Source organism: Saccharomonospora marina XMU15, from assembly GCF_000244955.1.
GTDB classification, from domain to species: domain Bacteria; phylum Actinomycetota; class Actinomycetes; order Mycobacteriales; family Pseudonocardiaceae; genus Saccharomonospora_A; species Saccharomonospora_A marina.
On sequence record NZ_CM001439.1, the window covers coordinates 3,709,184 to 3,734,620 of the forward strand.

Genomic DNA, 25,437 nt, shown 5'->3' on the forward strand with positions numbered 1-25,437 from the left:
CGCCGGAGATCAGCGCACCGCCGCGGACACTCCAGGTTCGCGCTCGGCGGAGTCGTCCGGCAAGGAGGCACCCTCCACGTCGACACGAGGTAGCAGCCTGCCCAGCCAGCGGGGCAACCACCACGACGCCCTGCCGAGCAGGCTCATCACGGCGGGCACGATCGTCATACGCACGACGAACGCATCCACGAGCACACCGAAGGCCAGCGCGAGACCGACCGATTTCACGGTGTCCTCATCGGAGGCGATGAACCCGGCGAACACACTGATCATGATCAGTGCCGCGGCGGTGATCACCCGTGACCCGTGCCGGAACCCGCCCACAACTGCCTCCGTGGGTTCGGCGCCGTGCACATGGGCTTCCCGCATCCGCGTGACCAGGAACACCTGGTAGTCCATGGCCAGGCCGAACAACACGCCGATCATGAAGATCGGAAGCAGGCTCATGATCGGCGCGGTCTGCTCCACCCCGAACAGCCAGTCCAGCCAGCCCCACTGGAACACCGCGACCACCGCTCCGAAGGTCGCGCCGATGGTCAGTAGGAACCCGGCCGCCGCCTTGATCGGCACGACAACCGAACGGAACACCACCATCAACAGCAGGAACGCCAGCCCCACCACGACGGCCAGATACGGCAGCAGCGCATCACTCAGCCGGTCGGAGGTGTCGATGTCCATCGCCGTCTGCCCGGTGACGAAGACCTCGGCACCTCTCTCGCTCCCGAAGTCCTGGCCGTGCGCGCGAATGTCCCTCACCAGCTGCTCGGTTTCCGGGCTGCTCGGTGAACTGGCCGGGATCACATTCAGCACCGCGGTTTCGCCTGCCGGATCGACCATCGGCGGACCGACCCGCGCGACACCTCCGAGGTCGGCGAGGTCGCCACGCAGCGCCTGTGCTGTCCGTTGCGCATCCTGGCCCTGTTCGAGGTCGGCGACGACGAGCAGCGGGCCGTTGAACCCCGGCCCGAATCCCTCCGACAGCAGGTCGTAGGCCTTTCGTTCGGTGGATTCCGGCGGGGCCGTGCCGCCGTCGGGCATGCCGAGCCGCAAATCCGTGGCGGGCACCGCCGCGACGCCCAGCGCCAGTACCGCGATGAGCAGGACAGGCACCGGCCGCCGGGTGACGAAGGTGACCCATCGCTTGCCCAGTCCGGTCCCGCGCGAACGGCGCGGTCGCCTGGCGGCGGCCCTACGACCGGCGAACCCGAGCATCGCGGGCAGCAGGGTGAGCGCGATGAGCACGGCCACGGCGACAGTTCCCGCCGCCGCGAGACCCATGGCGGTGAGCATCGGGATGCCTGCCATGCTCAGCGCCACCAGTGCGACGATCACGGTGGCGCCCGCGAAGACGACGGCGTTGCCCGCCGTGCCCACAGCACGCCCCGCGGCGCGTTCGGGATCGTCGGTGACGGTGAGTTCGTGCTGGTAGCGGGTGACGATGAACAGCGCGTAGTCGATCGCCACGGCCAACCCGAGCATCAGCGCGAGGATGGAAGTGGTCGAACTCAGTTCGAAGAACGCGGTGGAGATCGCCACCCCGCTGATACCGATACCGACCCCGATGAGTGCCGTCAGCAACGGCAATCCCGCCGCCAGCAGCGAACCCAGCGCCGCCGTGAGCACCACCACGGCGACGGCCAGCCCGATGACCTCGGTCGTGGGCGGCTCCGGATGGGGTTGCACGGCGGTGCCACCCACCTCGACCTGCAGGCCTGCCCGCTCGCCGTTCGCGGCAACGGTCGTCAGCGCCTCCCTGGCGGGGTCGCCGAGTTCGTCCGGCTGTAGGTCGTAGCGCACCTCCGCGTACGCGATCGAGCCGTCCGGTGACACACCGCCGCCCTGGAACGGGTCCCGCACCGAAGCCACGTCGGGTGCCCGACCGAGTTCGGCAACGCTGGAGTCGATCGCCGAGCGGTATTGCGGATCGGTGACCTTGCCTTCCGGCGCGGCGAACACGACCTGGGCTGTCGCCCCGTCGGCGGACAGTCCGGGAAATCGCTCGTCCAGCAGGTCGAAGCCCTGCTGGGCCTCGGTCCCCGGCAGCGAGAAGGTGTCGGTCGTCGACTGCGACAGCGTCGCGGCGCCCACACCGAACGCCGCGAGTAACGCGATCCACAGCACGAGCACGATCCGGCGGTGGCGGAACGAGAACCGCCCCAACCGGTAGAGCAGGCCAGCCACGAAAGGTCCTCTCGATCTTCTCGGCACACGACCAGCCCGACACTGGCCGCCACCAGAAACGATACACGCATGTCTCATTTTGTGTTCCGGCCCCGCCCTCCCCCGGACCGTGCCCGGGCCCTGGCGCAGGCGGCGGCACCCGGGCATCGGCAGCGGAATTCGGTGCCGAACTCGAATTCACCCGTTTTCGGTGAAAACACTCCGATTCCTCGGTTTCCGGTTCAACAATCCTGCGGCGACACTCGGAAGCGGTATCGACAACACCTGATCGGCTGCACCCGGAGCGCGCGATCTCCGTTGTGCTGCCAGGCTGTTCTTGGCACGCGGCAGCAACTGCCGAACCCCGAAAAAACGTCTCGAGGTCAAATGACGATGCGGAGAACGGAAAGCCGAAACGCTGCCCGGCGAAGCGAGTCGGCGACCCGCACCGTGGTCGTGGAAAGCACGGAGAACTCCGCCGATGACGCCTGAATCCGCCAATTCGGCGACCAGTGCCGAGGCCGTCGCCGTCGTTCCCGGCCAGCGCACCCGGCCACGGATACTCCTCGCCTACGGCACCCGCCCCGAGGCGGTGAAACTCGCCCCACTGATCGCCGAACTACGCTCGAACGCCCGGCTCGACGTGGTGGTGGCGGTCACCGGGCAACACCGGGAGATGCTCGACCAGGTGAACGGGCTGTTCGGTATCGTCCCCCGCCACGACCTCGACGTCATCCGACCGGGACAGTCACTCACCGACGTCACCACCAGGACGCTCACCGGCCTGCGCGACGTCGTCGAGCAGGAGCAGCCCGCGGCCGTCGTCGTGCAGGGCGACACCACCAGCGCCTTCACCTCGGCACTCGCCGGTTTCTACGCCCACCGGCCGGTCGTCCACCTGGAAGCAGGCCTTCGGACGAACAATCGCTACTCGCCGTTTCCCGAGGAGATCAACCGCAGGCTCATCACCCAGCTCACGACACTGCATCTCGCGCCGACCCCGCAGGCGCGGCTGAACCTCCTCGCCGAGGGTGTGCGCGCCGCGGACGTGGCCGTGACAGGCAACACGGTGATCGACGCATTGCGGCACACTGTCTCGCGGCCGGTGCCCTACAGCGACCCCACCATCACGGCGGTCACCGCGGGTCGCCGGTTGGTGCTCGTGACGGCACACCGCAGGGAGTCCTGGGGCGAGCCCATGACCCGGATCGGGAAGGCGATCGCCAGGCTCGCCGCCGCCGAGCCCGACACGGCTTTCGTGTTACCCGCTCACCGCAACCCGGACGTGCGGCGAGCGTTGCTGTCCTGTTTGCACGGTCTGCCGAACGTGCTCGTTCGCGAACCGATGAGCTACGCGGAGTTCGCCAGGATCCTCGACGAGTGCGACCTGGTGCTGACCGACAGCGGCGGCATCCAGGAGGAAGCCCCCAGTCTCGGCAAACCGGTGCTGGTACTGCGTGACAACTCCGAACGGCCGGAGGCGTTGCGCGCGGGCACGGCACGGCTCGTGGGCACCGGTGAATCCGACATCGTCGATGCGGTCCGCGAACTGCTGCACGACCGGGATGCCTACCAGGCCATGGCCAGGGCGGTGAATCCCTACGGCGACGGCTTCGCGGCTCACCGCGCGGCGCGCGCCATCGAGGAGTTGCTCGGCATCGGGCCGAGGGCAGCCGACTTCCAACCGGCCACGGCCGGGGACGAGGCGCAGGCCGTGGCGGAGTTCGACGTGGAGGGAGTAGGCAGGTGACCGAGCTGAATCGCGTCGCCGTCGTCGGCCTGGGATACGTAGGCCTGCCGACCGCCGCCGCACTGGCCGGACAGGGCGTCGAGGTGGTCGGGGTGGACGTCGACCAGCGGGTCATCGAATGTGTCAACCGAGGAGAGGCCCCCTTCGACGAGCCGGACCTGACCTCCACCCTCAACGATGCCGTCTCGGCGGGAATGCTCGGCGCGAGCACCGAGATGCCCGAGGCCGACGCCTACATCGTGGCCGTTCCCACACCCATCAAAGAGGACAGTCACGTCGACCTCGCCCACGTGCGTTCCGCGACCGAGGCCATCGCACCACGGCTTCGCGGTGGCGAGGTGGTGATCCTGGAGTCGACGGTTCCCCCGGGGACCACCCGGCTGGTCAGCGAATGGCTGGAGCGGCTTCGACCCGACCTCGACCTGCCACACCGGATGGACAGCTCGCCGGGCGTGCACGTGGCGCACTGCCCCGAGCGGGTGCTTCCCGGTCGGATCATGACCGAGATCGTCACCAACGACCGCGTCATCGGCGGGCTCACCAGCCAGTGCGCGGAACGGGCGGCCGCCATCTACCGGATCTTCTGCCGTGGCGGCATCCTGCTGACCGACGCCGAGAGTGCCGAGATGGCCAAGCTGGTCGAGAACGCCTCACGGGACGTGGAGATCGCCTTCGCCAACGAGCTCTCGCTCATCTGCGACCGGCTCGAACTGGATGTCTGGGAGATCATCCGCATGGCGAACCGCCATCCGAGGGTCAACATCCTGCAGCCGGGGCCGGGAGTCGGTGGCCACTGCATCGCGGTCGACCCGTGGTTCGTGATCCAGGCCGCTCCGCAACAGGCAAGGATGATGCGACTGGCGCGCGAGATCAACGACGGCAAGCCGTCACATGTGGCGGAGCAACTCGTCGAGGCGGCAGGCAGGCTGCGTGAGCCGAGGATCGCCTGCCTGGGCCTTGCCTTCAAGGCCGACGTGGGCGACCTGCGGGAGAGCCCCGCGCTTCGCATCGTGCGCGAGGTCGCGACCGCCGCGGAGGACGCCGTCGTCGACGCCGTCGAGCCACACGTCACCGAGTTGCCGCAGAGCCTTCGTGCCCTTGACAACGTGCGGCTGTCGGGTGTGGACGAGGCGCTCGACCGCGCCGACATCGTGGCCCTGCTTGTCGACCACCAGTGCTTCCGAAAGATCAAGAAGCCTCGGCTGTCCGGCAAGATCGTCTACGACACAAGAGGTATGTGGGCATGAGTCGCCTCCACGCCTGTCGGCAGGGCTGGTGGTTCGCGTGAACACCGTGCTCGGTATGGACGTCGCGGTGCTCGGGCCACTGCTGTGCCTGGTGTCGGCGACGCTGGCGCAGCCGGTGGTGCTGCGACTGCTGCGCCGCGCCGGATCGGTCGACGTGCCGGGCACCCGCTCGTCGCATCACATCCCCACGTTGCGGGGCGGCGGCATCGCCGTCGTGCTCGGGGTGCTGCTCGGGATCAGCCTGATCCCGCACGGCATCTGGTTGCCACTCGTGTTCGCCGTCGCCAGTTTCTCCGCGATCGGGCTCGCCGAGGACCTCAAAGGGCTGTCGGTGCGGTCGCGGCTGCTGCTGCAGGCGCTGGCCGCCATGGGCGTGGCGACGCTGCTGCTCCTCGCGGACACGCCGGCCGTGGCGCCCGCGGCGGTCGTGCTGATCGCGCTGTGGATCACCGGATACGTCAACGCCTTCAACTTCATGGACGGGATCAACGGGATCTCCGGCGCACACGCCGTCGTCGGCGGCGCGACGTTCGCGTTCCTCGGCTTCTGGTACGCGGACCTGTCCCTGCAGGGCGCGGGCGCGACGCTGGCCGCGGGCGGGCTGGCGTTCCTGCCGTGGAACGCGGTGCGGGCCAAGGTTTTCCTCGGTGATGTCGGCAGCTACGCCATCGGTGCGGGGCTGGCCGTGTCCGCCGCCTATGCCGTGCTGCTGGGCGTGCCCGTCGAGGCCTCGATCGCACCGCTGGCGCTGTACCTGGCCGACACCACGTGGACGCTGCAGCGGCGGATCAGAGCCGGGGAGGAGTGGACGCGGCCCCACCGCAGTCACGTCTACCAGCGCCTTGGCGATCTCGGCTGGACTCACCTGCAGGTCACCGTCTTCACCGCCGCACTCGGCGTGCTGCTGTGCCTGCTCGGAGCGATCAGCCTGGTCGCGAGCTGGCAGTTGCGGCTGCTGGCCGACGTGCTCGCGGTCGGCGTGGTCACCGGCTACCTGGCCTCGCCGCGCTGGCTTGCGCCACGACGAGCGACCGAAGGAGCCACCTGATGCGGATACTTCTGCTCACCCAGTACTTCCCGCCGGAGATCGGTGCGCCGCAGGCGCGGCTGTCGGAGTTCGCCCGAACCTGGGCGGCCGACGGCGACACGGTAACCGTCCTCACCGGGATGCCGAACCACCCGACCGGTGTCGTGCCACCCGAGTATCGCGGCCGCCTCCGCGCGCGGGAACAGCATGACGGCTACTCCGTAGTGCGCACCTGGCTCTACGCCACTCCCAACGAGGGATTCCTCCGCAAGACGCTGTGTCACTTGAGCTTCATGGTGAGCAGCGTGCTGCTTGGCGCGCGAGCGAGCGGGAGGGCGGACGTGGTGATGGTTTCCTCACCGACGTTCTTCGCGATCGGTTCGGCATGGGTGCTGGCCAAGTTGAAGCGCGCCCGACTGGTGGTCGAGGTCCGTGACCTGTGGCCTGCCATCTTCGTCGAGCTGGGCGTGCTCACCAACCGCTGGATCATCAAGTCGCTGCAGCGGCTGGAACTGGCCGCCTACCACGCGGCGGACGCTGTCGTCGTCGTGACCGAGGGGTTCCGGCGCAACCTCGTCGAGCGTGGCGTTCCCCCGGCGAAGGTGCACACGATTCGCAACGGGGTCGACACCGATCGCTTCGGTGGCGACACCGCTGCCAACCCGGCGATCCGGCAGCGATTGGGAGCCGGCCCCGGCGAATGCCTCGTCGTCTATGCCGGTGCGCTCGGCATCTCGCACGCGCTCGAGAAGGTGGTCGACGCCGCCGCGCTGCTCACCGACCAGCAGGTGCGCTTCGCGCTCGTCGGCGAAGGAGCGCAGAAACGGCGGATCACCGAGCGGGTGCGTGACCTCGGGCTGTGCAACGTCCGCGTGCCGGGGGGTGTCGCAAGGGACGAGGTGCCGCAGGTGCTGGCCGCGGCCGACATCTGCGTGGTCTCGCTGCGTGATGTTCCGCTGTTCTCCACCTTCATCCCCTCGAAGATTTTCGAGTATCTCGCCGCGGAGAAGGCCGTGGTTGGCGCGGTGCGGGGGGAACCCGCCGAGATCCTGCGCGCCGCGGGAGCCGTGGTCGTCCCGCCGGAGGACTCACGGCGGCTGGCCGAGGAGATCGCCACGCTGGCGAGGGACCCGGCGCGTCGCGCCGACATGGGCAAGGAAGGCCGCCGCTTCGTCGAGCAGAACTTCGACCGGGCAGAACTGGCCCGGCGCTGCCGAACCGTTTTCGATTCACTCGGAGGTCCGGTTGAAACTCCTCATCACCGGAGGTAGTGGTTTCCTCGGCCGCCACCTGCTACCGCAGGCGATCGAGCGCGGCCACCAGGTCGTCGCACTGGCACGCAGTTGCGGCGCAGCGCGGGTGGTCGCCGAACTCGGGGCGGCACCCGTCGCCGGTGACCTCGACGATCCCGCGGCCACGGACGCCGCCTTCGCCGACGCGGGCGCCGACGCACTGGTCAACCTGGCTTCACTGGGGTTCGGGCACGCGCCTGTGATCGTCTCCGCGGCCGAGGAAGCAGGTGTCAAGCGGGCGGTGTTCGTCTCGACGACCGCCGTGACCACCACGATCGCGGCGAGGTCGAAGCGAGTGCGACTCGAGGCCGAGGAGGCGGTGCGGGCGAGCGCGCTGGACTGGACGATCATCCGGCCGACGATGATCTACGGTGGGCCCGGCGATCGAAACATCGCCCGGCTGCTGTCGGTGTTGCGTCGAACGCCGGTCCTGCCGGTTCCCGGCGGCGGCAAGCGGCTGCTGCAACCGGTGCATGTGGAGGATCTGGCAGCGGCCGTGCTCAACGCGGTGGAGTCCCCCGCCGCCCCGGGGCGCACCTACGACGTGGCCGGTCCCGAACCGATGCCGCTGGCCGAGTTGCTGGCCGAGGCGATACGCGCCACCGGAAGCCGGACCCGCCTGGTGCCGGTCCCGCTGCGACCCGCGATCCAGCTGCTTTCGCTGTACGAGCGGCTGTCACGACGTCCCAGGCTGAAAGCCGAACAGCTGCGGCGACTCGCCGAGGACAAGGCGTTCTCCGTCGAGGCGGCGGCGCGCGACCTGGGCTTCTCCCCCCGCAGCTTTCGCACGGGCGTGACCGAACAGGCGAACCGCAGGTGAACCGGGACGCGATGGGGCGGTTGGCCCGCACCGTGCTCCAGCTGCGGCCGCAGCAGGTGGCGCACCGGGTACGGCTGCGAACACAACGAGCGGCGCTGCGGCGCTGGCCGGATACCGGTCGCCGGCTGCTCGACACCCCCCGTCCAGCCGTCGCGGGCTGGCCGTCGGGCTTCATTCCCGTGGACGCGCGCACGCCGACACGGTGGCCCTCGATCGACGAACTCGACGACGGGGTGATCACCTTGCTCGGCCACACCGGCAAGCTCGGCGACCCCGCCGACTGGAGCCAGCTGCACGAGCCCCAGCTGTGGCGATTCCACCTGCACTACTGGGACTGGGCGTGGCCGCTGGCGCTGCAGCAGGATCAGGGTGCGGCGCGTGCGGTGTTCGCGCGGTGGTGGCGCTCGTGGCAGCAGGCGACGGTGTTCGGCCGGTACGACGAGTGGGCTCCGTACGTGGCTTCGCTGCGCGCGTGGTCCTGGTGCGGTCTCTACGACCACCTCGTCGCCGGAGAGCCACACGAGGACCGGTTTCTGGGCGCGCTGTGGTTGCATCTGCGGTTCCTGCGGCCGCACCTCGAGCGCGATGTCGGCGGCAACCACCTGGTGAAGAATCTCAAGGCGTTGCTCGGCCTCGCGGTCTTCTTCGGGCAGCAGCGGTTGCTGGACCGGACACTGCACGCACTGGCGCGGGAGGCGAGCAAGCAGGTGCTGCCCGACGGCGGGCATTTCGAGCGAGCGCCCGCCTACCACTGCCAGGTGCTCGCCGACCTGATCGACATCGCGGAGTTGCTCGAGGCGGCACGCGGCGACTCGCCGGAATGGCTTACCGCGGCGATCAACCGCATGCGTCGCTTCCTGGGCCTGGTGTTGCTGCCGGACGGCACCGTGCCGCTGTTCAACGACGGGTACCCGGTTCCCGGCGAGCTCGTCGACGAGCTTCGACCTGGACCACCCGCCGCTGACGGGATCACCCTGTTGCCCGACAGCGGCCTCGCGGTGCTCAGGGCGGGTGAGCTGTTCGTCATCGCCGACGTCGGTGAACCATGCCCGCGCGGACTGCCCGCACACGCCCACGCCGACACGCTGTCCTTCCTGCTCCACGACGGGGCTCGGCGGGTGGTGACGGAGGCAGGAACGTCCACATACGACCAATGTGCGCGGCGGCGCTTCGAACGCTCGACCGGTGGCCACAGCACCGTGGAGATCGACGACACGGATTCCACGGAGGTGTGGGCAGCGTTCCGCGCGGGCCGCCGCGCAGGCGCACACGTCGTCGACAGCGCTGACAGCGCCGACCGCGGTGGTGAGCTGGTACTGACGGCCGAGCACGACGGCTACCGCCACCTGAAAGGAGCGCCGGTACACCGGCGGACCTGGCGCCTTTCGGACAGCGAGTTGCGGGTCAGCGACGAGGTGCGTGGTCACGGAAGGCACCGCCTGGTGTCACGCGTGTTCCTGGCCCCAGAGGTGCCCGCCGAGCAGGCGGATCGCTTCGGCGGCGACTGGCGCGTCGAACCCGCAGGCCTCGCCACCGGCTGGGAACGAATCGAACCGGGCACGGTGCTGCTGCGGGAAACGACCGCGCGGCTGCCCTGGAGTGATGAGTTCCGGTATTCGACGAGCGAGAGGAAAGGTGCGCAGTGAAGCAGGTCGTGCAACCCCTGCGGGGAGGACCGGTCCGCGTCCTCGACGTGCCCCGGCCGACGATCGGCGCCACGGAGGTGCTGGTCAGGACACTTTCCAGTGTCATAAGCCCCGGCACGGAGAAGGCCGTGACGTCACTGGCGCGCTCATCACTGCTCGGCAAGGCGAAGGCGCGCCCCGACCTGGTGCGGCAGGTGGTGGCCAAGGCACGCAGCAACGGCGTCTCCAGCGCGGCCAAGGCCGTGATCAGCAGGCTCGACTCCGACACCCCGCTCGGCTACTCGGCGTCCGGCATCGCGCTCGAGGTCGGCGAGGCCGTCAGCGGTATTCGACCGGGAATGCTCGTGGCCACCGGCGGTGCGGGCCGGGCCAACCACGCCGAGTTCCAGGCTGTGCCCGGGTTGCTGTGCACCCCCGTCCCGGAGGGCGTTTCGGCGCAGGACGCGGCTTTCGCGACGCTGGGCTCCATCGCGCTGCACGGTGTGCGGCTCGCCGAGGTCGGCCCCGGATCGAAGGTCGTCGTTGTCGGTCTCGGGCTGGTGGGCCAGCTGGCGGCGAGGCTGCTGCTCGCCAGCGGATGTGACGTCGCGGGCATCGACGTCGCCGAGCAACCGCTCGCCACGGCACGGGCGTCGGGTGTGTACGGACTGCGCGAGGAAGGTGAGGAAACGACGGACGCGGTGCTCACCTGGACCAGGGGCAGGGGCGCGGACGCGGTGCTGCTGTGTGCCTCGGGCGCGTCGTCCGAAGCCGTCAACCGCACACCCGCGCTGTGCCGTGACCGTGCTGCCGTGGTCGTCGTCGGCGACGTCGGCCTCGACATCGCACGGAAGCCGTTCTACGAGCGCGAGCTTTCCGTGCGGTTCGCGCGTTCCTACGGTCCTGGGCGCTACGAGCGCTCCTACGAGGAGTACGGCGTCGATTTCCCGGCCGGACACGTTCGCTGGACCGAGGGTCGCAACCTCGAGGCGGTACTGGATCTGCTCGCCTCTCGGCGGATCACGGTGGACGATCTGGTGACACACCGCTTCGAAATCGGGGAAGCGGGTAAGGCCTACCAACTCATCGAGAGCGGCAGCGAGCCATACCTGGCCGTGCAGCTTCGGTACCCGGACGACAGGGTCGAGCAGGGGCCGGTGCGGTTGCGGCAGCCGAGTACGCGCTCCGGCTCCGGTGTCGGCTGGCTGGGTGCGGGCTCGTTCTCCACGAGTGTGCTGCTGCCCGCTTTCCGGCAGGCGGGCTTCGAGCGGTTCGTTTCCGTCGCCTCCGCGCAGGGCCTTTCGGCACGCAAGGTGGCTGAGCGGTTCGGGTTCGAGCAGGCCGTTTCGGAACCGGGCGAGGTGATCGACGACCCGGCCGTCGATGTCGTGGTGATCGCCACGCCGCACGACACACACGCGGAACTGGTGCTGCGCGCGCTGCGAGCGGGCAAGCACGTGTGGTGCGAGAAGCCTCCGGTGCTCACCGTGGACGAAGCCGAGGAACTGACAAGGCTGGCCGGGCAGTCGCCCGGTGTCCTCTTCATCGGATACAACCGGCGCTGGTCCCCCGCACTGGCAGCGGTGAAGGATCACCTCGGCGAAGCCTCTCCCCGCACGGTGGTCTACCGCGTCGCGGCCGGCGAACTGCCCGGCGATCACTGGTACCACGACCGCCGCCAGGGTGGCCGGCTTCGCGGGGAGATGTGCCATTTCGTGGACACCTGCTGCGCCCTCACCGGCTCGGCGCCCGAGGTCGTCTCCGCGGTCGCCGGCAGCACCGGCGAACTCGGGCTGGCCGATGACGTCGGGCTGCTGATCCGGCACCGGGACGGCTCGGTGTCCACGGTCAGCTACTGCGCCTCCTCCCCCGCCGGTGCGGGCAAGGAACGGGTGGAGGTGCTGGCAGGCGATCGGCACGCCGTCATCGAGGACTACCGCAGGATCGTCCTGGACGGACGCAGGCGTTCGTGGAGCACGCAGGACAAGGGGCACAAGGCGGCGGTCAGCGCGTTCCACGCGGCCGTGCGGGAAAGCGACAACCCGGCCGTCACCGAGCAACTGTTGCTGTCCACCAACGCAACCCTCGCCGCCCTCCGCTCCATTCACCACGTGCACTGACGAGACCGCGACCGCAAGGCGGAAGGAGGAGCCACGCGTGTGTGGAATAGCCGGGGTCGCCCACACCGGAGACCGGCGAGACCTGCCCGGCAGCGCGCAGGTGCTCGCCCACCGTGGCCCCGACGGCGGGCGATCGGTCGGTTGGGACGCGAATCGGGCAACCGGTGTACTCGGTCACGACCGGCTGGCCATTGTGGACCTGTCCGAGCGTGGGCAGCAACCGATGTCCGACGAGCATGGTCGGTTCCTGGTCGCCTTCAACGGCGAGATCTACAACCACGCCGAGTTACGGCGGCTGTGCCAGACCAGAGGCCACCGGATACGCGGCCGCATGGACGGTGAGGTGATCGTCCATCTGTGGGAGGACGAAGGCGAGGAGTGCCTGCGGCGGCTCAACGGGATCTTCGCCGTCGCGGTCGTCGACACGGCCACCGGCACGGTGTGGTTGGCCCGCGACCCGGTCGGGGTCAAGCCGCTCTACCACATCGCCGAGCGAACCGAGTTGTGGTTCGCCTCCGAACCACGGGCGATCGGTGAGCTGGGCGCCGACCTCGGAGCGCCCGACGTGGTGGCGCTCGCGCAGTTCCTCACCTTTCTCTGGATTCCCGATCCCAGAACACCGTTCTCGCGCGTGCGCTCCGTGCGGCCGGGCCACGTCATGCGCTGGCGGCCCGGCCGCGGACCGGTGAGCAGGCGCTACACGGCCCCGCTGTATCCGGAGCCCGACGCCAAGAGCCTGGACGTGCCGACAGCCATGTCGGAGCTGGAACAGCAACTGGACGCGGCGTGCGCGCGGCAGTTACTCGGGGACGTCCCTGTGGGGCTGATGGCATCCGGTGGGATCGACAGCAGCCTGCTGTGGTGGCAGGCTCACGATCGGCTGGACGGAGCCTATACGATCGAATGGTCGCGCGACGCCGACGGAGAGCGGCTCGACGAGGACGCCGAAGCGGTTCGAGCGCTGCGTAACGAGTTGGGTTCACCGACCACTTTCATCGAGGGGGTGGCCGGTGGGCAAATTCCGGCTCCGCCGAGCGGTGACCTGTTCGCCGACCCCGCGTACGAGCTCACCCGGCTGATCGCCGCGCGGGCACGGCGGGATGGGTGCAAGGTGCTGTGGTCCGGTCAGGGGGGCGACGAACTCCTCGGCGGGTATCGCAGGCACCGGGTGGCATGGCTGCTGGAGGATGCGTTCGCCGGAGTGCTGAGCACGCTGCGCCCGGTGACGAGGATGCTGCGGGCCGGCAGTCCGAGGAACGAGTACGCGACTCGGCTCGTGCGTGCTGCCTCCGGCAAGGATTTCTTCGAGCGGTACCTGCACCTGTGCACCTACTCCGACGCCGACGACAGGGCCAGGGTGCTGGGCTGCTCGTCGGCGGAGGTCGCCGACGAGGTCGTGTGGAGCAGTCATCGCGAGATCTACGACGCATTGCCGCAGGGGCTGTCCGCGTTGCGGCGCGCACTCGCGCTCGACCTCAACGTCTATCTGCCCGGACTCGGACTCGCCTACGTGGACAGAGCCGGCATGGAGTACGGGGTGGAGGTTCGGGTTCCCTGGCTCGACCTGGAACTCGTGCGCTGGAGCCTCACCCTTCCCGACAAGGCGCTCGCCGCCGACGGTGGCAAGGCGCCCGCCCGCGCGCTCGCTCGCAAGGCGCTGCCCCCGCTGATCGCCGACCGGCCGAAGCGCGGGTTCGCCGCACCTATCGACCGGGTGAGGCGATCCGACCGGACAGCCGGTTCCAGAGGCCACCGGCAGGGCGACTACTTCGCCCGTGCCGCCGAAATCGTCCACACCCTGTCCGATACCCGGAGGATCGCGTGACCGACAGCGTGCAGGCGGAACGACTGAAGCGTGCCGTCGCGGAGTTCTGGGAGGCGGATGCCTGCGGTGAACGCTACGGCGACGACCAGGAACGCATCCGGTACCAGCTCGAGCCCGAGGTGCCGACGTTCGCGAACTTCCCTTCGGGCCGGGGCCGCGACGTGCTCGAAATCGGTGTCGGTATGGGCGCGGACCTGCTCAGCTGGGCGAAGGCAGGCGCGAGAGTGACCGGTGTCGACCTCACCGAACGTGCTGTCGAGTTCACCGGTCAGCGGCTTCGGTCTGCGGGCCTTTCCGGTGAGGTACGGGTGGCCGACGCCGAGGCACTGCCGTTTCCGGACGCGTCGTTCGACATCGTCTGGTCCTGGGGAGTACTGCACCACACGCCACGTTCGCGCACCGCATTGCGGGAAGCGGCCCGTGTCCTTCGCCCGGGCGGCCGGTACGCGGTGATGGTGTATCACCGCCGATCCTGGCTCGCGCTGGCGGCGTGGGTCCGCTTCGGCCTGCTGCGAGCGCGGCCCGCGATGTCGCTACGTGAGGCCGTGTCGCACATCGAGAGCCCGGGCACCCAGGCCTTCACCGCGAAGGAGATCCACCAAACGGTCGGCGACCTGCTGGCAGATCTTCGGGTGCGTCCCGTGCTGACCCACTGGGACCGCAGGGTGGCACCAGGCATCTCGCAACTGCTCGGCGACCGCGCGGGCTGGTTCCTGTTGGTCGAGGGATGGAAGTCCATCACCTGACCGATACGCGCGGTCGCTCGTTGGTCTTGACATCCCGCTGAAGCCACGCCAGACCGGCAGATGTCGCAAGAAGGTTGATCCTACTCCACACCACCGTCGGGAGGGAGGGTCTGCCGCAGGAATTGGGAGTCGGCTCGGGTACCAGGAGCTGGCGGCGGTGACGGTACCGGCAGCAAGCGGGATGTTCGCCAGATTGCCGGAGGTGTTGCTGACCGACGGTGGCGATGCCGGGCTGGCCAGCAGCACCTCATCGGTGGCGACCAAATCACCCAACTCCTCCCGTTGATCGACGCGATCGCCGGTACACGGATGTCGGGAGCCCGCGCCACCGGCGTCATCTGCCGGCGCGGACTCACCGAAACAAAGCGTTTGACACGATGTCGGCGTATTTGCGGAAGCCTGTCGAATCAAGCATCGCCACAACGCCACCCACGCCAGCTTGTACCCAAATGGGCGCCCTTTCACGCATACGAATTTCCCAATAACACAGATACCATATCACTCATGTCCTCCACGCTGACGCAACGCTGCTACAGGTTCTACATGTCGACCCATTCGGGCCTCAACGACCACACTGCCTGCCAGCTGATCTACAAGCGAGACATAAAACCCAGACTCCCCACAGAAACCCATCGCATGCGCGTCCTCGACATCGGATGTGGCCAAGGAACATTGGTTAAACTGATGCGCGAGGACGGCCTTGACGCGTGGGGGGTGGATATCAGTGAAGAACAAGTCGACCTCGCACGCGCCGAGGGAATCACACAAATCTTCCTGGCGGACCTTCAAGAATTCTTGGAAAACAGCGAATCAACCTGGGACGTCGTTGTCGCCAACGACATTCTGGAACACCTCCAAAAACAAGCAGTTCTGGACACTTTCGATCGCGTCCATAAGTCTTTGACGCCTGGCGGTATCTTTCTGGCCCGTGTGCCAAATGCTGTGAGCCCCGTCGGTGGGCACGTCATGTACGGTGACATCACCCATGAGACGTGGTTCACTCGACGCAACGTCGCCCAACTGGCCGCGGTCTCGGGGTTCGATTCCATCGAGACATTCCCGTGCCCTCCTCCTGCCCATGGGTTGAAGAGTTGCGCACGCCTCGCCGCATGGAAGGTCATCAGCGGATTATTCAAGTTGGCACTTACCGCAGAAACCGGACAACTCCGAGGTCATGTCGTAACTCAGAATTTGACCTTCGTAGCGCATAAGAGTAGTGCGGGAGTTGCCCGCGATCTGGTCCGCGATCTCGACGGGGGCTCCACATCCTCCAACTCGAGCTGACAGGCCTTCTTCCGCGGCTGGACCAGTTCCGTCCTTCCCCGCACTCTTGGGCCCGCGACCTGGGTAAACGGTGTAGGCAGTGTCAGCGGCCACGCCGAATCCCGCGGCGTAGAGCCTGTCCGACCGTGCTCGCGGGATGCGTCGTGTCCCACCGTGCTCGGGCAGATGCGGGTGACGCCCGGACCAACCGTCGCCGATCACGGATACCTCGCGACGGTGAGGCCGAGCACCTCCTCCAACGTCGGCGCGGTGACAGCCGAAGGCCGGTCACTTCGTGGACGTGTTTCGTGCTGCTGATCGGAAGGCAGATCAGGTCTGAGATCCGATCTTCTTACGCGTGGAAGCGATCTGCACTCCCACAACCGCGGTTACGATCATGGAAGCGGCACTGACCAGTATCTGGTACACACCCATCTCACCTTTGACCAGGACGGGTAGGAATACCAACATGAAGAACATCGCACGTGGATCGTTTTCCGGCCGAAACAACGTGTCGAAAAGTCGGAAAATCGCACCGAAAAGGAACATTCCTATCACCACGGGAATCCATCCGCCGTGCCGATACAGATCGCCGAGCGGTGTAACCGCGGCGGCAGAATAGTTGTCGCGCGACGTACTGAAGTACTCCTGGTAGAACTCGTAGCCGCTGGCAAATATGGGTTTGTCCGGCCAGATCAACCGGGGAACAGCCCCGACAAAGGGAGCGTAAAGAAATTCCGTCGGACTGTGGTACGGAACGTATTCGGGAGTCTTCTGCAGGATGATAGCGACGTTCCCGGTCTCGCGGATCCGCCCCAGCAGTGTCGTTGTCGAGTCGGTTATGACCGGCAGCACCTCGCCGGTTCGCAGAACATCCCCGAGAACATTCGGCGCCCGCTCCGCCGCTTCACTCGGCGCCAGCCGTCCCGAATCCGTACGAACGACCTCCCGGTACGCGTTGTTAAAGGGCAGCACGACCCAGACGAACAACAGGGTTCCGATCAGAAGCACCCTCAACAGGACTTTGCCGCGCACGGCACCGTACGGGATCAAAATAGCGAGTGCGGTAACCACGAACGACTGCTTTCCACCCGCGAGCGCGCCGAAGAACACCTCGACAAGGGCGAGGATCAGCAGTATCGCGTAGTCGCCCTTGCTTGCGGTCGTGAATGCCCGGTAGGCAGCGACCATCACAGCGAAAACGGTCAGTGTGGAAAGCACAGCCAAGATCTGCCTGTGGGCGGTCGAGTCCGACACCAACTGGCTGGCGTCTCCCACATAGCCGAGCCGGTCGCTGGCGATCACGCTGGTGATTCTTGCGACCGACCCGATGGCGAAAAGGGCCCATACCGCTCCATGGCCCCGCAGTGCCGGCTCGGTCCCGTGGAGCAGTACACCCACAACGCGGCGAGCCGACGCGTAGCCGACGCGAGGCAAGCCCACCAGATAACCGACCGCCCACAGAACTATGCCGACACTGGCGAGTCTCAGCGCGTCTACCACGCTGCTCAGCGAGACGACGGTGACGGAACCGGCGAGCGGCAGCCACCACGTCACCGTACTTATCCCGAAGGTGAGCATCACCCACACCGCGTACCAGGGCCCCAGCCGCCAACGTGCGATACCCCGGCGATTCAACGGCAGGACCAGTGTAAGCCGCAGCGCCGCGCAGGCGAGTGCGATAACCGACACCATACCCAGCGTCATTCGCGTTGACACGCCGAAGGCGAACAACCCGTCCAACAGCATCGGCAGGGCCCCTGCGGCCACCAGCAAGATCGTCGAAAGCACCTTCGTCGAGGGCAGCCGCGTCGCCCCGTCAGCGAGGAACGAATCTCGCTCCGTCCCGAGCCTAGGCGTTCCCGCATCCTTCGTTTCGGCACCAGAGGTCATGTCGGTCTCTCAGTGTCGGCGATCGTTGTTGCGGCGGTTGAGAGTTCCTCAACGCTGCCGTGCCGGGCGGTTTCGACCACTGTCGCGGCCGACAGGCTTCTCCGTTCCTCCGCAGCCCCGGGCGATCACAGCTTCCACCAGTCGATTCGCGGCAGTTGCTGCAATACGTCCGGGCGAGCGGCAACATAGTTGCCTTCGATGAAGGTCTCCAGTTCCGGATGCCATCCCGGATAACCTTCCACCCCGTGCCTCGTCAGCTTTCCGATCCGGTAGCCGAGTGGCGTCAGCAAGTCGAAGGCGTCCTTGAGAAACCGGCGACTCGCTATCCAGCGGTGGTTGTACTCGAACTGGACCACGTCGACGGCCCCGTCTTGTAACGACCGCGCCGCGCCCTCCAGCACCGCGAGATCGTTGCCCTCGGTGTCTATCTTGAGCAGCCGTACCTTAGCTATGTCGTGCTCACGCAGGTAGTCATCGATCGTCGCCATCTCGACGACCTCTTCGCCGGAGAGGTCCTCGGCGCCGATCGACTCCCGGTGCAGCGAATTGGTGCCTGCCCCGGGATGGATCACGTGCAACGTCGCCTTTCCCGGTGCGCTGGACAGCGCCAACTGGTTGACCCGGACGTGCGACGGAAGATTGCGAGTGAGTATCTCGTATGTATACGAAGACGGTTCGAACGCGTGCAGATCGACGTTGGTCCCGTGGCAGAGGCGGGCGGCATTTTCCAACAATGCATTGGACCACTTGCCGACATTCGCACCGACATCAAGAACAGTGATCGGGCTCGCGGACGGTACCTCCGAGGACAGCAGCCACTTCTGTAGCGCGTACTCGCCATTGCTGGCCGCGTGGTTGGAGTGGTCGAGGCGTGCGCGGTTCAGCACGAACCTCGCCGCTCGAATCACCGGCCGACGACCGAACATCGTGCAACAGGTGTCCACCGTCGCTGCCGCGGCTTTGCGTAATCGAGACATCAATCCTCTCCGGACTCCTGGATGGTCGTCAGCTCGGTTCGCGAGCGACGGGCGTTGGGTCGGCGTCTGCGGCGATGGCGAGGGTATGTCGTCGCGCGCGCGATACCCGACGCAAGGCGAACAACATCAGCACGAACGCGATGCCCGTACCGGTGCTCCAAGCGACGGCAGCACCCGCGATGCCGATGATCGGAAGCAGCGCCACCAGGGTCGAGACAGTGGCGACCGCGGCGATCCCCTGCGCACAAGCCACGGAACCGGGCTTGCCGTGTCCACGCAACAGGTCGGCCGACACTCGCCCACAGCCCAGGAACACACCGCCAGGCGCCATCAACCACACCAGCGGAACGGCCTCGCTGAACTGCGGCCCGAACACGGTCGGCACCACCCAGGAAGCCGTCGAGGTAATCAGAATCATCGCTACGGCGCCGATCGTGGTGCTCGCCAATAGGGCGTCCCTGCGCAGTCGGGCGCTGCTGTCCGGGTTCGACCTCGACGCGATCCTCGGGAAGGCGACATGCCCGATCGCCGCGACCAAGGGAGCTGCCAGAACACTCAGCGAAGCCGCCACAGCGTAGCGGCCCAGCTGTGCGGCAGGCACGACTATCGACAGCACCAGTTGATCCAGACGTGTGGTAACCACAGTTGGTGTCGAGGCCATGAGCTGACTTACGCCGTACCGGGTCAACGGTTTGGTGAGAGTTCTCCTCGCCGTTCCCCCAGTCAGCCCCTCACGCCTGCAGAGCAGGTAAGCGAGCCCTGTCTGGGCCACCATCGTGAAGGAAAGCACCGCGAGCACAGTCATGAGACTCAGACCCACCACTACGTGCAGGCCCACGATCATCGACAGGTATGCCACAGGCTGAGCAACCCGCACCATGTTCCATGCCTTGAGGTTCGTGGCCTGAAGGCTGAATGTGTAACTGGCACCGACGAAGCAGGCGAGACAGGTCAGGAACATCAATCGGTACCCCCAGGTGACCACCTCGTTGCCGGAAGCGAGCAGAGGCGCGACAAAGATGCCCAGCAACAGTGTCGCCACGCCAGAGGCGACCATCAGATTTCGAGAGGTCGCGAGGTAGTCGGGCGCCCGCTTCGGGTGTCTGGCCACGAAGTAGGTCGTCGCCGCTGTCTGCCCGAGTTGGCCGACCGCGAGGACGACACTGAACCACGTGAAGATCGCGGCGTACTCTCCGCGGCCGGTGGGGCCGAGCGCACGGGCGATGACGACCCCGGTGGCGGCGGCGAACGCGGCAAGAATCATGTTGACCAACGCGGTGCCCAACATGTTGCGCACGACACCGGCCGCGCCGGGTAACTCCCGCTTGCGCCACAGTTGGTGGACGCGCAATGCCATGCGGCTCTTCATTTCACCGAATCCAGCTCCACGACGCGTCGTCGGATCTCACCCGCTACCGGCATGAAGAGTACTCCCGCGGCGACGTCCACACCGGTGACGCATAAGGAGACGCGCCCTGTCCGAGTGGCACAATCACCCAGTCAGACGAACATTTGGCGCGGCATCAAATACGCGCCGGCATGTCTAAGATCACCGCCATTACCGTGATGGGCGCTGCGCGAAGGCGTCCGAAGTAGTCGGTCACCAGATCTAGTGCCGGTTCGCCCGGTGCCGGGCTCGCACGATGATTCTCCATTCGCCAAGTCGATCGAATCAGCGAAGCCCTACGCACGATGCGGTGGCACCCGTGATTGGTCGGATCAGCTTCGGTTTCACCGTGCGACACTGACCGACGTAGTGCGCATGGAGGCGGACAAGCCAGGTGCGCACCTGCGTCGAGTCCGTTCCGCTACGAGTCCGGTCGTGCCGTGATCACCAGAACCACGGTCTCTCGGAACGAGACATTCCACGACACCAGGAGGGCGGCACATGCAGAAGTCGACGCGCCAATCCTGAGCAAAACGAGAGTTCCCACTTTTAGGGGCTCTTTCGAAGACCTTGGATGGAATGGAGCTACGACCCTTGCACATCGGCATCATCGGAGAGTCGGCACCGGACAAGTTCGGCGACAACATTCGAGACACGCTCGAAAAGATGGGCCACCGAGCAAGCATGCTCGGTTCAGGAAGACTCGCTCGTGGCGGCCTCGTCGGTGCCCGGGTCGGCGATCTGGCCATGAGGGGCTTTCCTCGGCTGGAGGAGCGCTTCCACGTTCCGATCGCGAGGAAAGCGCTCGCACTCGAGTGCGACGCCGTGATCAATACGATCGGGAACCTTTCCCCCTCGGCTGTCGAGGTGCTGGCCGACCAGCGTATTCCCACCGCGTTCTGGTTTCCCGACCACGTCGCCAATCTCGACCGGCAGCGAGTCCTGCTGGCTCCGTACACCGCATGGTTCTTCAAAGACCCGCTCCTGGTCAGGCGGCTTCGTGACACGCTGGGACTACCAGTGTGGTACCTGCCGGAAGCATGCAATCCCGACTGGCACCGCCCGATCGACGACGGTCCGGCCGACCCCGTCGTGGTCGTCGCGGGAAACCTGTACCCCAGCCGGTTGGTGCTGCTCAAACGACTTCACGAAGCCGGTGTACCGATACGCATCTACGGACCCGACTTCCCCAGGTGGGCGAGAGGCATAATCCCCGACGAGCTACACACCCGCACCGTGGTGCTTCGAGAGAACAAGTCACGACTGTTCCGCCGGGCAGCGGCCGTGCTCAACAACCTGCATCCCGCGGAGATGGAGGGGGTCAACGGGCGGCTCTTCCAAGCCACAGGTGCAGGGGCGGCCGTGCTGTGCGAGCAGCGGCCGGCACTGTCCGAGCTGTTCGACGTCGAACGTGAAGTCGCGGCCTTCCGGACTTTCGACGATCTCGTGTCGCGTGCCCGTGACCTGCTTGCCGATCCAGAAGTCGGCCGACAGTTGGGCGACGCCGCAAGCAAGCGAGCGCACGCCGAACACACCTACGAGCTCAGGCTCAACACGATCCTGGAGAAGCTGGCATGACATGCTGCACCGGATTTCGTACCTGCCACACCGCGGCTGGTGACTTGTGATGTTCGACGTGCTGTTGCTCGCACCTTCGCGCGGTCTCGGCGGCGGAATCGAACGTTATCTGGCAACAGTCGAAGCCAGCTTCGCCGAAACCGGTGTGCGGTATCACCGGATCGACCTGCTCAATCCGGGGGAGACTCCATCGATACGTACCAGAGCCCGCTTCGCTGCCCGCGTGCTGGCGACCGTGGTGCACAGTCAACGGCCGATATGGCTGGTGGTCGGCCACGTCAACCTGCTGCCGTTGGTGAGTTTGGCTTCGCGCTGCCGGGCCTTCACCGGCGGCACGGTGCTGGTCTACGGGGCCGAGATCTGGTCCCGTAAGCGGCTCCGTGGTAGGCGCACGGTCAGCCGGCACGGCCTCCGGGTCGTCACCATCAGCAATTTCAGTGCGGGCGCACTGGTGGCGACCTCCCGTGCCAGCGTCCTACAACCGGGGATAACCCAGGACTGGTACGAGAGCCTCGTCGCAGCCGCCGAACGGCCGAAGGCTCCAGGGGCCGGGCTGACTCTGATCACGACGTTTCGGCTGTCCAGCTGGCGTGGTAAGGGCCTCGACACGCTGTTCGCCGCTGTCGAACAGCTCGAAGACCAGCGGATCCACCTCAAGGTATGCGGCCGCGGCCCAGTTCCCGACGACCTGGCCGAGGAGGTGTCGCGTCGACCGTGGTGCACAATCCTCGCCGACATCACCGACGATCACCTCGCCGACGAGCTTGCCAGGGCGGATCTGTTCGTGTTGGCGACGCGGACACGTACCGGTCGTCGACACAGTGGCGAGGGATTCGGATTCGTGCTGTTGGAGGCCCAACTCGCCGGGACACCCGTAGTCGCGCCCGCATACGGTGGAAGTGGTGACACCTTCCAGCACGGGCTCACCGGAATAGCACCCGTCGATGAAACACCGGAGGCGCTTGCCCAGGCACTCTCGACGATGCTCTCCGACGACGAACAGCGAACGGAGATGGGGCGGCAGGCGGCCCGGCTGACCCGTGCTCGGTACGAGCCGAAGGCCTATGCGCGCTACACGGCCGAGACGGTGCTCGGCCACGCGCTCGCCACCTGAATCGAGAAGATGCCACGTTCGACGTTGGTGAGAGCGGCGAGGATTCCTCGCCGCTCTCACCACTGGCTACCTCCCCGACTCGGAGAACAGGGCGAGATCGGACTCCACCATCCTGGTGACAAGCTCCTCGAACGACATCGCTGGTTCCCAGCCAAGCTTGTCCCGCGCCTTCTTGGGATCGGCGCAGAGCAGGTTTACATCCGCAGGTCGGCGGAACTCCGGATCCGAGACCACGTAATCACCGCATTCCAGGCCGACCGCGCGAAAAGCGACCTCGACCAGTTCCTGGACCGAGTGTGTGTGTCCGGTGCCCACGACATAGTCCTCGGGGGTGTCCTGCTGAAGCATCATGTGCATCGCGCGGACGTAGTCACCGGCATAGCCCCAGTCCCGTCGAGCCTCCATGTTGCCTAGGCGCAGCTCGTTCTGGAGGCCCAGTTTGATCCTGGCGACCGCGCGCGAAACCTTACGGGTGACGAACTCACTTCCCCTGCGCGGCGACTCGTGATTGAACAGTATCCCCGACACTGCGAACATTCCGTAGGATTCGCGGTAGTTCTGGGTGATGAAATGCCCGTAAGCCTTGGCGACACCATATGGGCTGCGCGGGTGGAATGGGGTGTGCTCGTTCTGCGTGGCCTCGGTCACCAAGCCGAACATCTCAGACGATGAAGCCTGGTAGAACCTGATCTGGCTGGAGGGTGTGGTTCGCGAGCTACTGGCGCCGGAGACGACCCTGATAGCCTCCAACATGCGCAGCACACCCATTCCGGTCACTTCCGCGGTGATCTCGGCTTGTTGCCACGAAAGCGGTACATAGGAGATGGCTCCGAGGTTGTACACCTCGTCCGGCTGGACCTGCTGCACAGCACTGATGAGACTGCCCTGATCCAACAAGTCCCCCTGGACGATCTTCACGTCGCCGTGAGATCGGCGAAGCTGCGCCACCTTGGGATTCGCCTGTCCCCGCACAAGACCATGGACCTCGTACCCCTGATCCAACAGATACTCCGCCAGATAGTTGCCGTCCTGGCCGGTGATTCCAGTGATGAGCGCTCGCTTGGTCAACAGACCCTCCAGTTGATTGCAGGATTGTTCGCCGGGCGATTCCCCCTCGTCGCACGGCGCGAATGAGCAGTGGCCCGTTCGGACACCGCGGACAACTCGTCCGTGGTCCGTGGTTGAGGTGTTCACCGACGGTTGTCGCCGATGATGTTCTGTCCACAGCCGACATCGGAACTCGTTTCGTCACACCGAAGAACCCGAGCAAGAACTACCCTCGGCTGTGGAGGGAGCAGCACCGTGCTGTGTGTCGTGGGTGGAACCGTTCGAGTGGCACGGAAGGTGTTGTCGGCCAGTCACGCTGCGACGGCCGTATCCGTACCGCTACCCTTCCTGTGACAACCTATCCAGGCCACCGCGTTCTCGCACGGCGACAAGTGCATCGGACAGGTGAAACACCGATGGGCGTGCTCGGCATCCGGGCCATACCGACGCGTCTCTACCAAGATTCTCTTCAGCCTTCGGAGAACATGTGGGTGTATTGAAGATGGGTGAGCAAGGTACGCCTGCTGTGCTTGTCGACTGCGCAGGAGGTCGCGGCGGTGGCGCCGCCAGATTCATCGAGGAGCTCAGACGGTGGCGGCGCAAGAATCCCCAAGAGGCCGTTCGACTCCTCGGCCTGCGTGCACCTGTGACAGCACGACACCTCGCGAGGCGAGAACTACAGACGTTACGGGGTCGCTTCCACAGGGTCATAGCGCTCAACAATGTCGGCTACGTCACCGGTTCCAGCGAACGGTGGTTGCTCCTGCGAAATGCCCTACACTTCCCTTTTCCGGGTGAGCGACCTGAGCTGCCCGCTCGCATAGCCAGGCGAGTCCGGGCCCAGTCCTCGGTAATCCGTGTGACCGCCAAGCGCGCCGACGTCGTCGTCGTACCGACCTCCGCGATGGCCGAGCGCGTGTCGCATCATCTTCCCGAACTTGCCAACCGAATCTCGGTCGTCCCACACCCTGTTTCGCCTCGGGATCGGAACTCGATCACCGAAGGCCTGATCGTGTGCCCTATGCTCCCCGCCCCTTACAAGCGGATGCGGCACCATCTCACCGTGCTGACGCAGGCCGCGGAACAACTCTACTCGTCATCGAAGCGGCGGCTGGACCTGCGGATCACCGCGACCCAGCAGGAGTTGGCCGCCCTCGGTCTGCCCGCCTCGTGCTCGCTCACTCCAGTGGGACACCTGTCGGCCAGGCAACTGGACCCGCTGCTGGCCATGGCACAGGTCATCTATTACCCCGCCGAGTTGGAGTCCTTCGGCTACCCCCTCGCTGAAGCAAGAGCCAACGGGCAGCCTGTCGTAGCGCCGGGGTCGGTTCAGACGAAGGAAGTGGCAGGCAACGCCCTCGTTCCCTACCAGGAAGCCACTCCTGACGCGATCGCGTCGGCTTTGGAGTGTGCCCTCTCCGAGCCGCCACCAGCGCCCGACCCGGCACCGTTCGACCCCGATGCCTACTTTCGGCGCTGGCTGAGCTAGTCACGCACAGTCCTGACCCGATGGGGTGAAACCGCGGTCGGCCGGGATGGCAGGGGTGTCTCTCGCGGGCACCCGGG

At 66.5% G+C, this 25,437-nt stretch carries 19 protein-coding genes; 14 read left to right on the top strand and 5 right to left on the bottom strand.

The genetic code is table 11. The features are described 5' to 3' along the window. Nucleotides 1–9: 9 nt before the first annotated feature. Nucleotides 10–2,181 carry an MMPL family transporter gene (locus SACMADRAFT_RS17565; RefSeq protein ID WP_009155175.1) on the bottom strand — a complete coding sequence of 724 codons (2,172 nt, stop codon included), beginning with the start codon at nt 2,179–2,181 and terminating at the stop codon, nt 10–12. 460 nt (nt 2,182–2,641) lie between these two features. Here SACMADRAFT_RS17565 and wecB point away from each other — a divergent pair, with 460 nt between their 5' ends. The 11 genes from wecB to SACMADRAFT_RS29205 all read left to right on the top strand — a co-directional run bounded on the left by wecB (nt 2,642) and on the right by SACMADRAFT_RS29205 (nt 15,896). Next, nucleotides 2,642–3,910: a non-hydrolyzing UDP-N-acetylglucosamine 2-epimerase gene (gene wecB / locus SACMADRAFT_RS17570; protein WP_009155176.1), complete on the top strand. Its 1,269-nt coding sequence runs from the start codon at nt 2,642–2,644 to the stop codon at nt 3,908–3,910. Then, nucleotides 3,907–5,157 (top strand): UDP-N-acetyl-D-mannosamine dehydrogenase, encoded by a 1,251-nt coding sequence (gene wecC / locus SACMADRAFT_RS17575; RefSeq protein ID WP_009155177.1) that lies wholly within the window; start codon nt 3,907–3,909, stop codon nt 5,155–5,157. Before wecB ends, wecC begins: the two co-directional genes overlap by 4 nt. 37 nt (nt 5,158–5,194) lie before the next feature. After that, a complete protein-coding gene (locus SACMADRAFT_RS17580; protein WP_009155178.1) occupies nt 5,195–6,205 on the top strand; it encodes an MraY family glycosyltransferase in 1,011 nt (336 codons plus the stop codon). After that, nucleotides 6,205–7,455 carry a glycosyltransferase family 4 protein gene (locus SACMADRAFT_RS17585; RefSeq protein ID WP_009155179.1) on the top strand — a complete coding sequence of 417 codons (1,251 nt, stop codon included), beginning with the start codon at nt 6,205–6,207 and terminating at the stop codon, nt 7,453–7,455. Before SACMADRAFT_RS17580 ends, SACMADRAFT_RS17585 begins: the two co-directional genes overlap by 1 nt. Beyond that, nucleotides 7,430–8,296 carry an NAD(P)H-binding protein gene (locus tag SACMADRAFT_RS17590; RefSeq protein WP_009155180.1) on the top strand — a complete coding sequence of 289 codons (867 nt, stop codon included), beginning with the start codon at nt 7,430–7,432 and terminating at the stop codon, nt 8,294–8,296. The genes SACMADRAFT_RS17585 and SACMADRAFT_RS17590 overlap by 26 nt, the downstream gene beginning before the upstream one ends. Next, a complete protein-coding gene (locus SACMADRAFT_RS17595) occupies nt 8,293–9,942 on the top strand; it encodes a heparinase II/III family protein (protein WP_085977927.1) in 1,650 nt (549 codons plus the stop codon). The genes SACMADRAFT_RS17590 and SACMADRAFT_RS17595 overlap by 4 nt, the downstream gene beginning before the upstream one ends. After that, nucleotides 9,939–12,041, top strand: a complete 2,103-nt coding sequence (locus tag SACMADRAFT_RS17600) for a bi-domain-containing oxidoreductase (protein WP_009155182.1) — start codon at nt 9,939–9,941, stop codon at nt 12,039–12,041. The genes SACMADRAFT_RS17595 and SACMADRAFT_RS17600 overlap by 4 nt, the downstream gene beginning before the upstream one ends. A 37-nt stretch (nt 12,042–12,078) precedes the next feature. Further along, complete coding sequence (gene asnB / locus SACMADRAFT_RS17605) at nt 12,079–13,866, top strand: asparagine synthase (glutamine-hydrolyzing) (RefSeq protein WP_009155183.1); 1,788 nt, start codon at nt 12,079–12,081, stop codon at nt 13,864–13,866. After that, nucleotides 13,863–14,612 carry a class I SAM-dependent methyltransferase gene (locus SACMADRAFT_RS17610; RefSeq protein ID WP_009155184.1) on the top strand — a complete coding sequence of 250 codons (750 nt, stop codon included), beginning with the start codon at nt 13,863–13,865 and terminating at the stop codon, nt 14,610–14,612. Before asnB ends, SACMADRAFT_RS17610 begins: the two co-directional genes overlap by 4 nt. 157 nt (nt 14,613–14,769) lie before the next feature. Beyond that, a complete protein-coding gene (locus tag SACMADRAFT_RS31200) occupies nt 14,770–14,898 on the top strand; it encodes a hypothetical protein (RefSeq protein WP_269726569.1) in 129 nt (42 codons plus the stop codon). A gap of 218 nt (nt 14,899–15,116) precedes the next feature. Further along, a complete protein-coding gene (locus SACMADRAFT_RS29205) occupies nt 15,117–15,896 on the top strand; it encodes a class I SAM-dependent methyltransferase (RefSeq protein ID WP_009155185.1) in 780 nt (259 codons plus the stop codon). A gap of 309 nt (nt 15,897–16,205) precedes the next feature. Here SACMADRAFT_RS29205 and SACMADRAFT_RS17615 read toward each other — a convergent pair whose 3' ends face one another. The 3 genes from SACMADRAFT_RS17615 to SACMADRAFT_RS17625 all read right to left on the bottom strand — a co-directional run bounded on the left by SACMADRAFT_RS17615 (nt 16,206) and on the right by SACMADRAFT_RS17625 (nt 20,102). Then, nucleotides 16,206–17,666: a hypothetical protein gene (locus SACMADRAFT_RS17615; RefSeq protein WP_040925751.1), complete on the bottom strand. Its 1,461-nt coding sequence runs from the start codon at nt 17,664–17,666 to the stop codon at nt 16,206–16,208. 227 nt (nt 17,667–17,893) lie between these two features. Continuing rightward, nucleotides 17,894–18,655: an FkbM family methyltransferase gene (locus SACMADRAFT_RS17620; protein WP_157617265.1), complete on the bottom strand. Its 762-nt coding sequence runs from the start codon at nt 18,653–18,655 to the stop codon at nt 17,894–17,896. 118 nt (nt 18,656–18,773) lie between these two features. Continuing rightward, nucleotides 18,774–20,102, bottom strand: coding sequence for an oligosaccharide flippase family protein (locus SACMADRAFT_RS17625; RefSeq protein ID WP_198285868.1), 1,329 nt, complete (start codon nt 20,100–20,102; stop codon nt 18,774–18,776). Between the two features lie 609 nt (nt 20,103–20,711). Between SACMADRAFT_RS17625 and SACMADRAFT_RS17630 the strand changes: the two genes are divergently transcribed. Together SACMADRAFT_RS17630 and SACMADRAFT_RS17635 are read left to right on the top strand one after the other, a co-directional pair. Beyond that, a complete protein-coding gene (locus tag SACMADRAFT_RS17630; RefSeq protein ID WP_009155189.1) occupies nt 20,712–21,710 on the top strand; it encodes a CgeB family protein in 999 nt (332 codons plus the stop codon). 49 nt (nt 21,711–21,759) lie between these two features. Then, nucleotides 21,760–22,824 carry a glycosyltransferase family 4 protein gene (locus SACMADRAFT_RS17635; RefSeq protein WP_009155190.1) on the top strand — a complete coding sequence of 355 codons (1,065 nt, stop codon included), beginning with the start codon at nt 21,760–21,762 and terminating at the stop codon, nt 22,822–22,824. Between the two features lie 66 nt (nt 22,825–22,890). Here the strand turns inward: SACMADRAFT_RS17635 and SACMADRAFT_RS17640 are convergent, their stop codons facing one another. Further along, nucleotides 22,891–23,892, bottom strand: a complete 1,002-nt coding sequence (locus SACMADRAFT_RS17640; protein ID WP_009155191.1) for a GDP-mannose 4,6-dehydratase — start codon at nt 23,890–23,892, stop codon at nt 22,891–22,893. A 1,000-nt stretch (nt 23,893–24,892) separates the two neighbouring features. On the opposite strand from SACMADRAFT_RS17640, the gene SACMADRAFT_RS28605 reads away from it, so the two are divergent. After that, nucleotides 24,893–25,360: a glycosyltransferase gene (locus SACMADRAFT_RS28605; protein ID WP_157617266.1), complete on the top strand. Its 468-nt coding sequence runs from the start codon at nt 24,893–24,895 to the stop codon at nt 25,358–25,360. Nucleotides 25,361–25,437 lie beyond the last annotated feature (77 nt).

Coding starts and splice junctions, on each gene's coding strand:
- wecB (WP_009155176.1), top strand. CDS start 2,642: ATGACGCCTGAATCCGCCAATTCGGCGACCAGTGCCGAGGCCGTCGCC.
- SACMADRAFT_RS17585 (WP_009155179.1), top strand. CDS start 6,205: ATGCGGATACTTCTGCTCACCCAGTACTTCCCGCCGGAGATCGGTGCG.
- SACMADRAFT_RS29205 (WP_009155185.1), top strand. CDS start 15,117: ATGTCCTCCACGCTGACGCAACGCTGCTACAGGTTCTACATGTCGACC.
- SACMADRAFT_RS17625 (WP_198285868.1), bottom strand. CDS start 20,102: ATGGCATTGCGCGTCCACCAACTGTGGCGCAAGCGGGAGTTACCCGGC.
- SACMADRAFT_RS17630 (WP_009155189.1), top strand. CDS start 20,712: ATGGAGCTACGACCCTTGCACATCGGCATCATCGGAGAGTCGGCACCG.
- SACMADRAFT_RS17635 (WP_009155190.1), top strand. CDS start 21,760: ATGTTCGACGTGCTGTTGCTCGCACCTTCGCGCGGTCTCGGCGGCGGA.
- SACMADRAFT_RS28605 (WP_157617266.1), top strand. CDS start 24,893: ATGCTCCCCGCCCCTTACAAGCGGATGCGGCACCATCTCACCGTGCTG.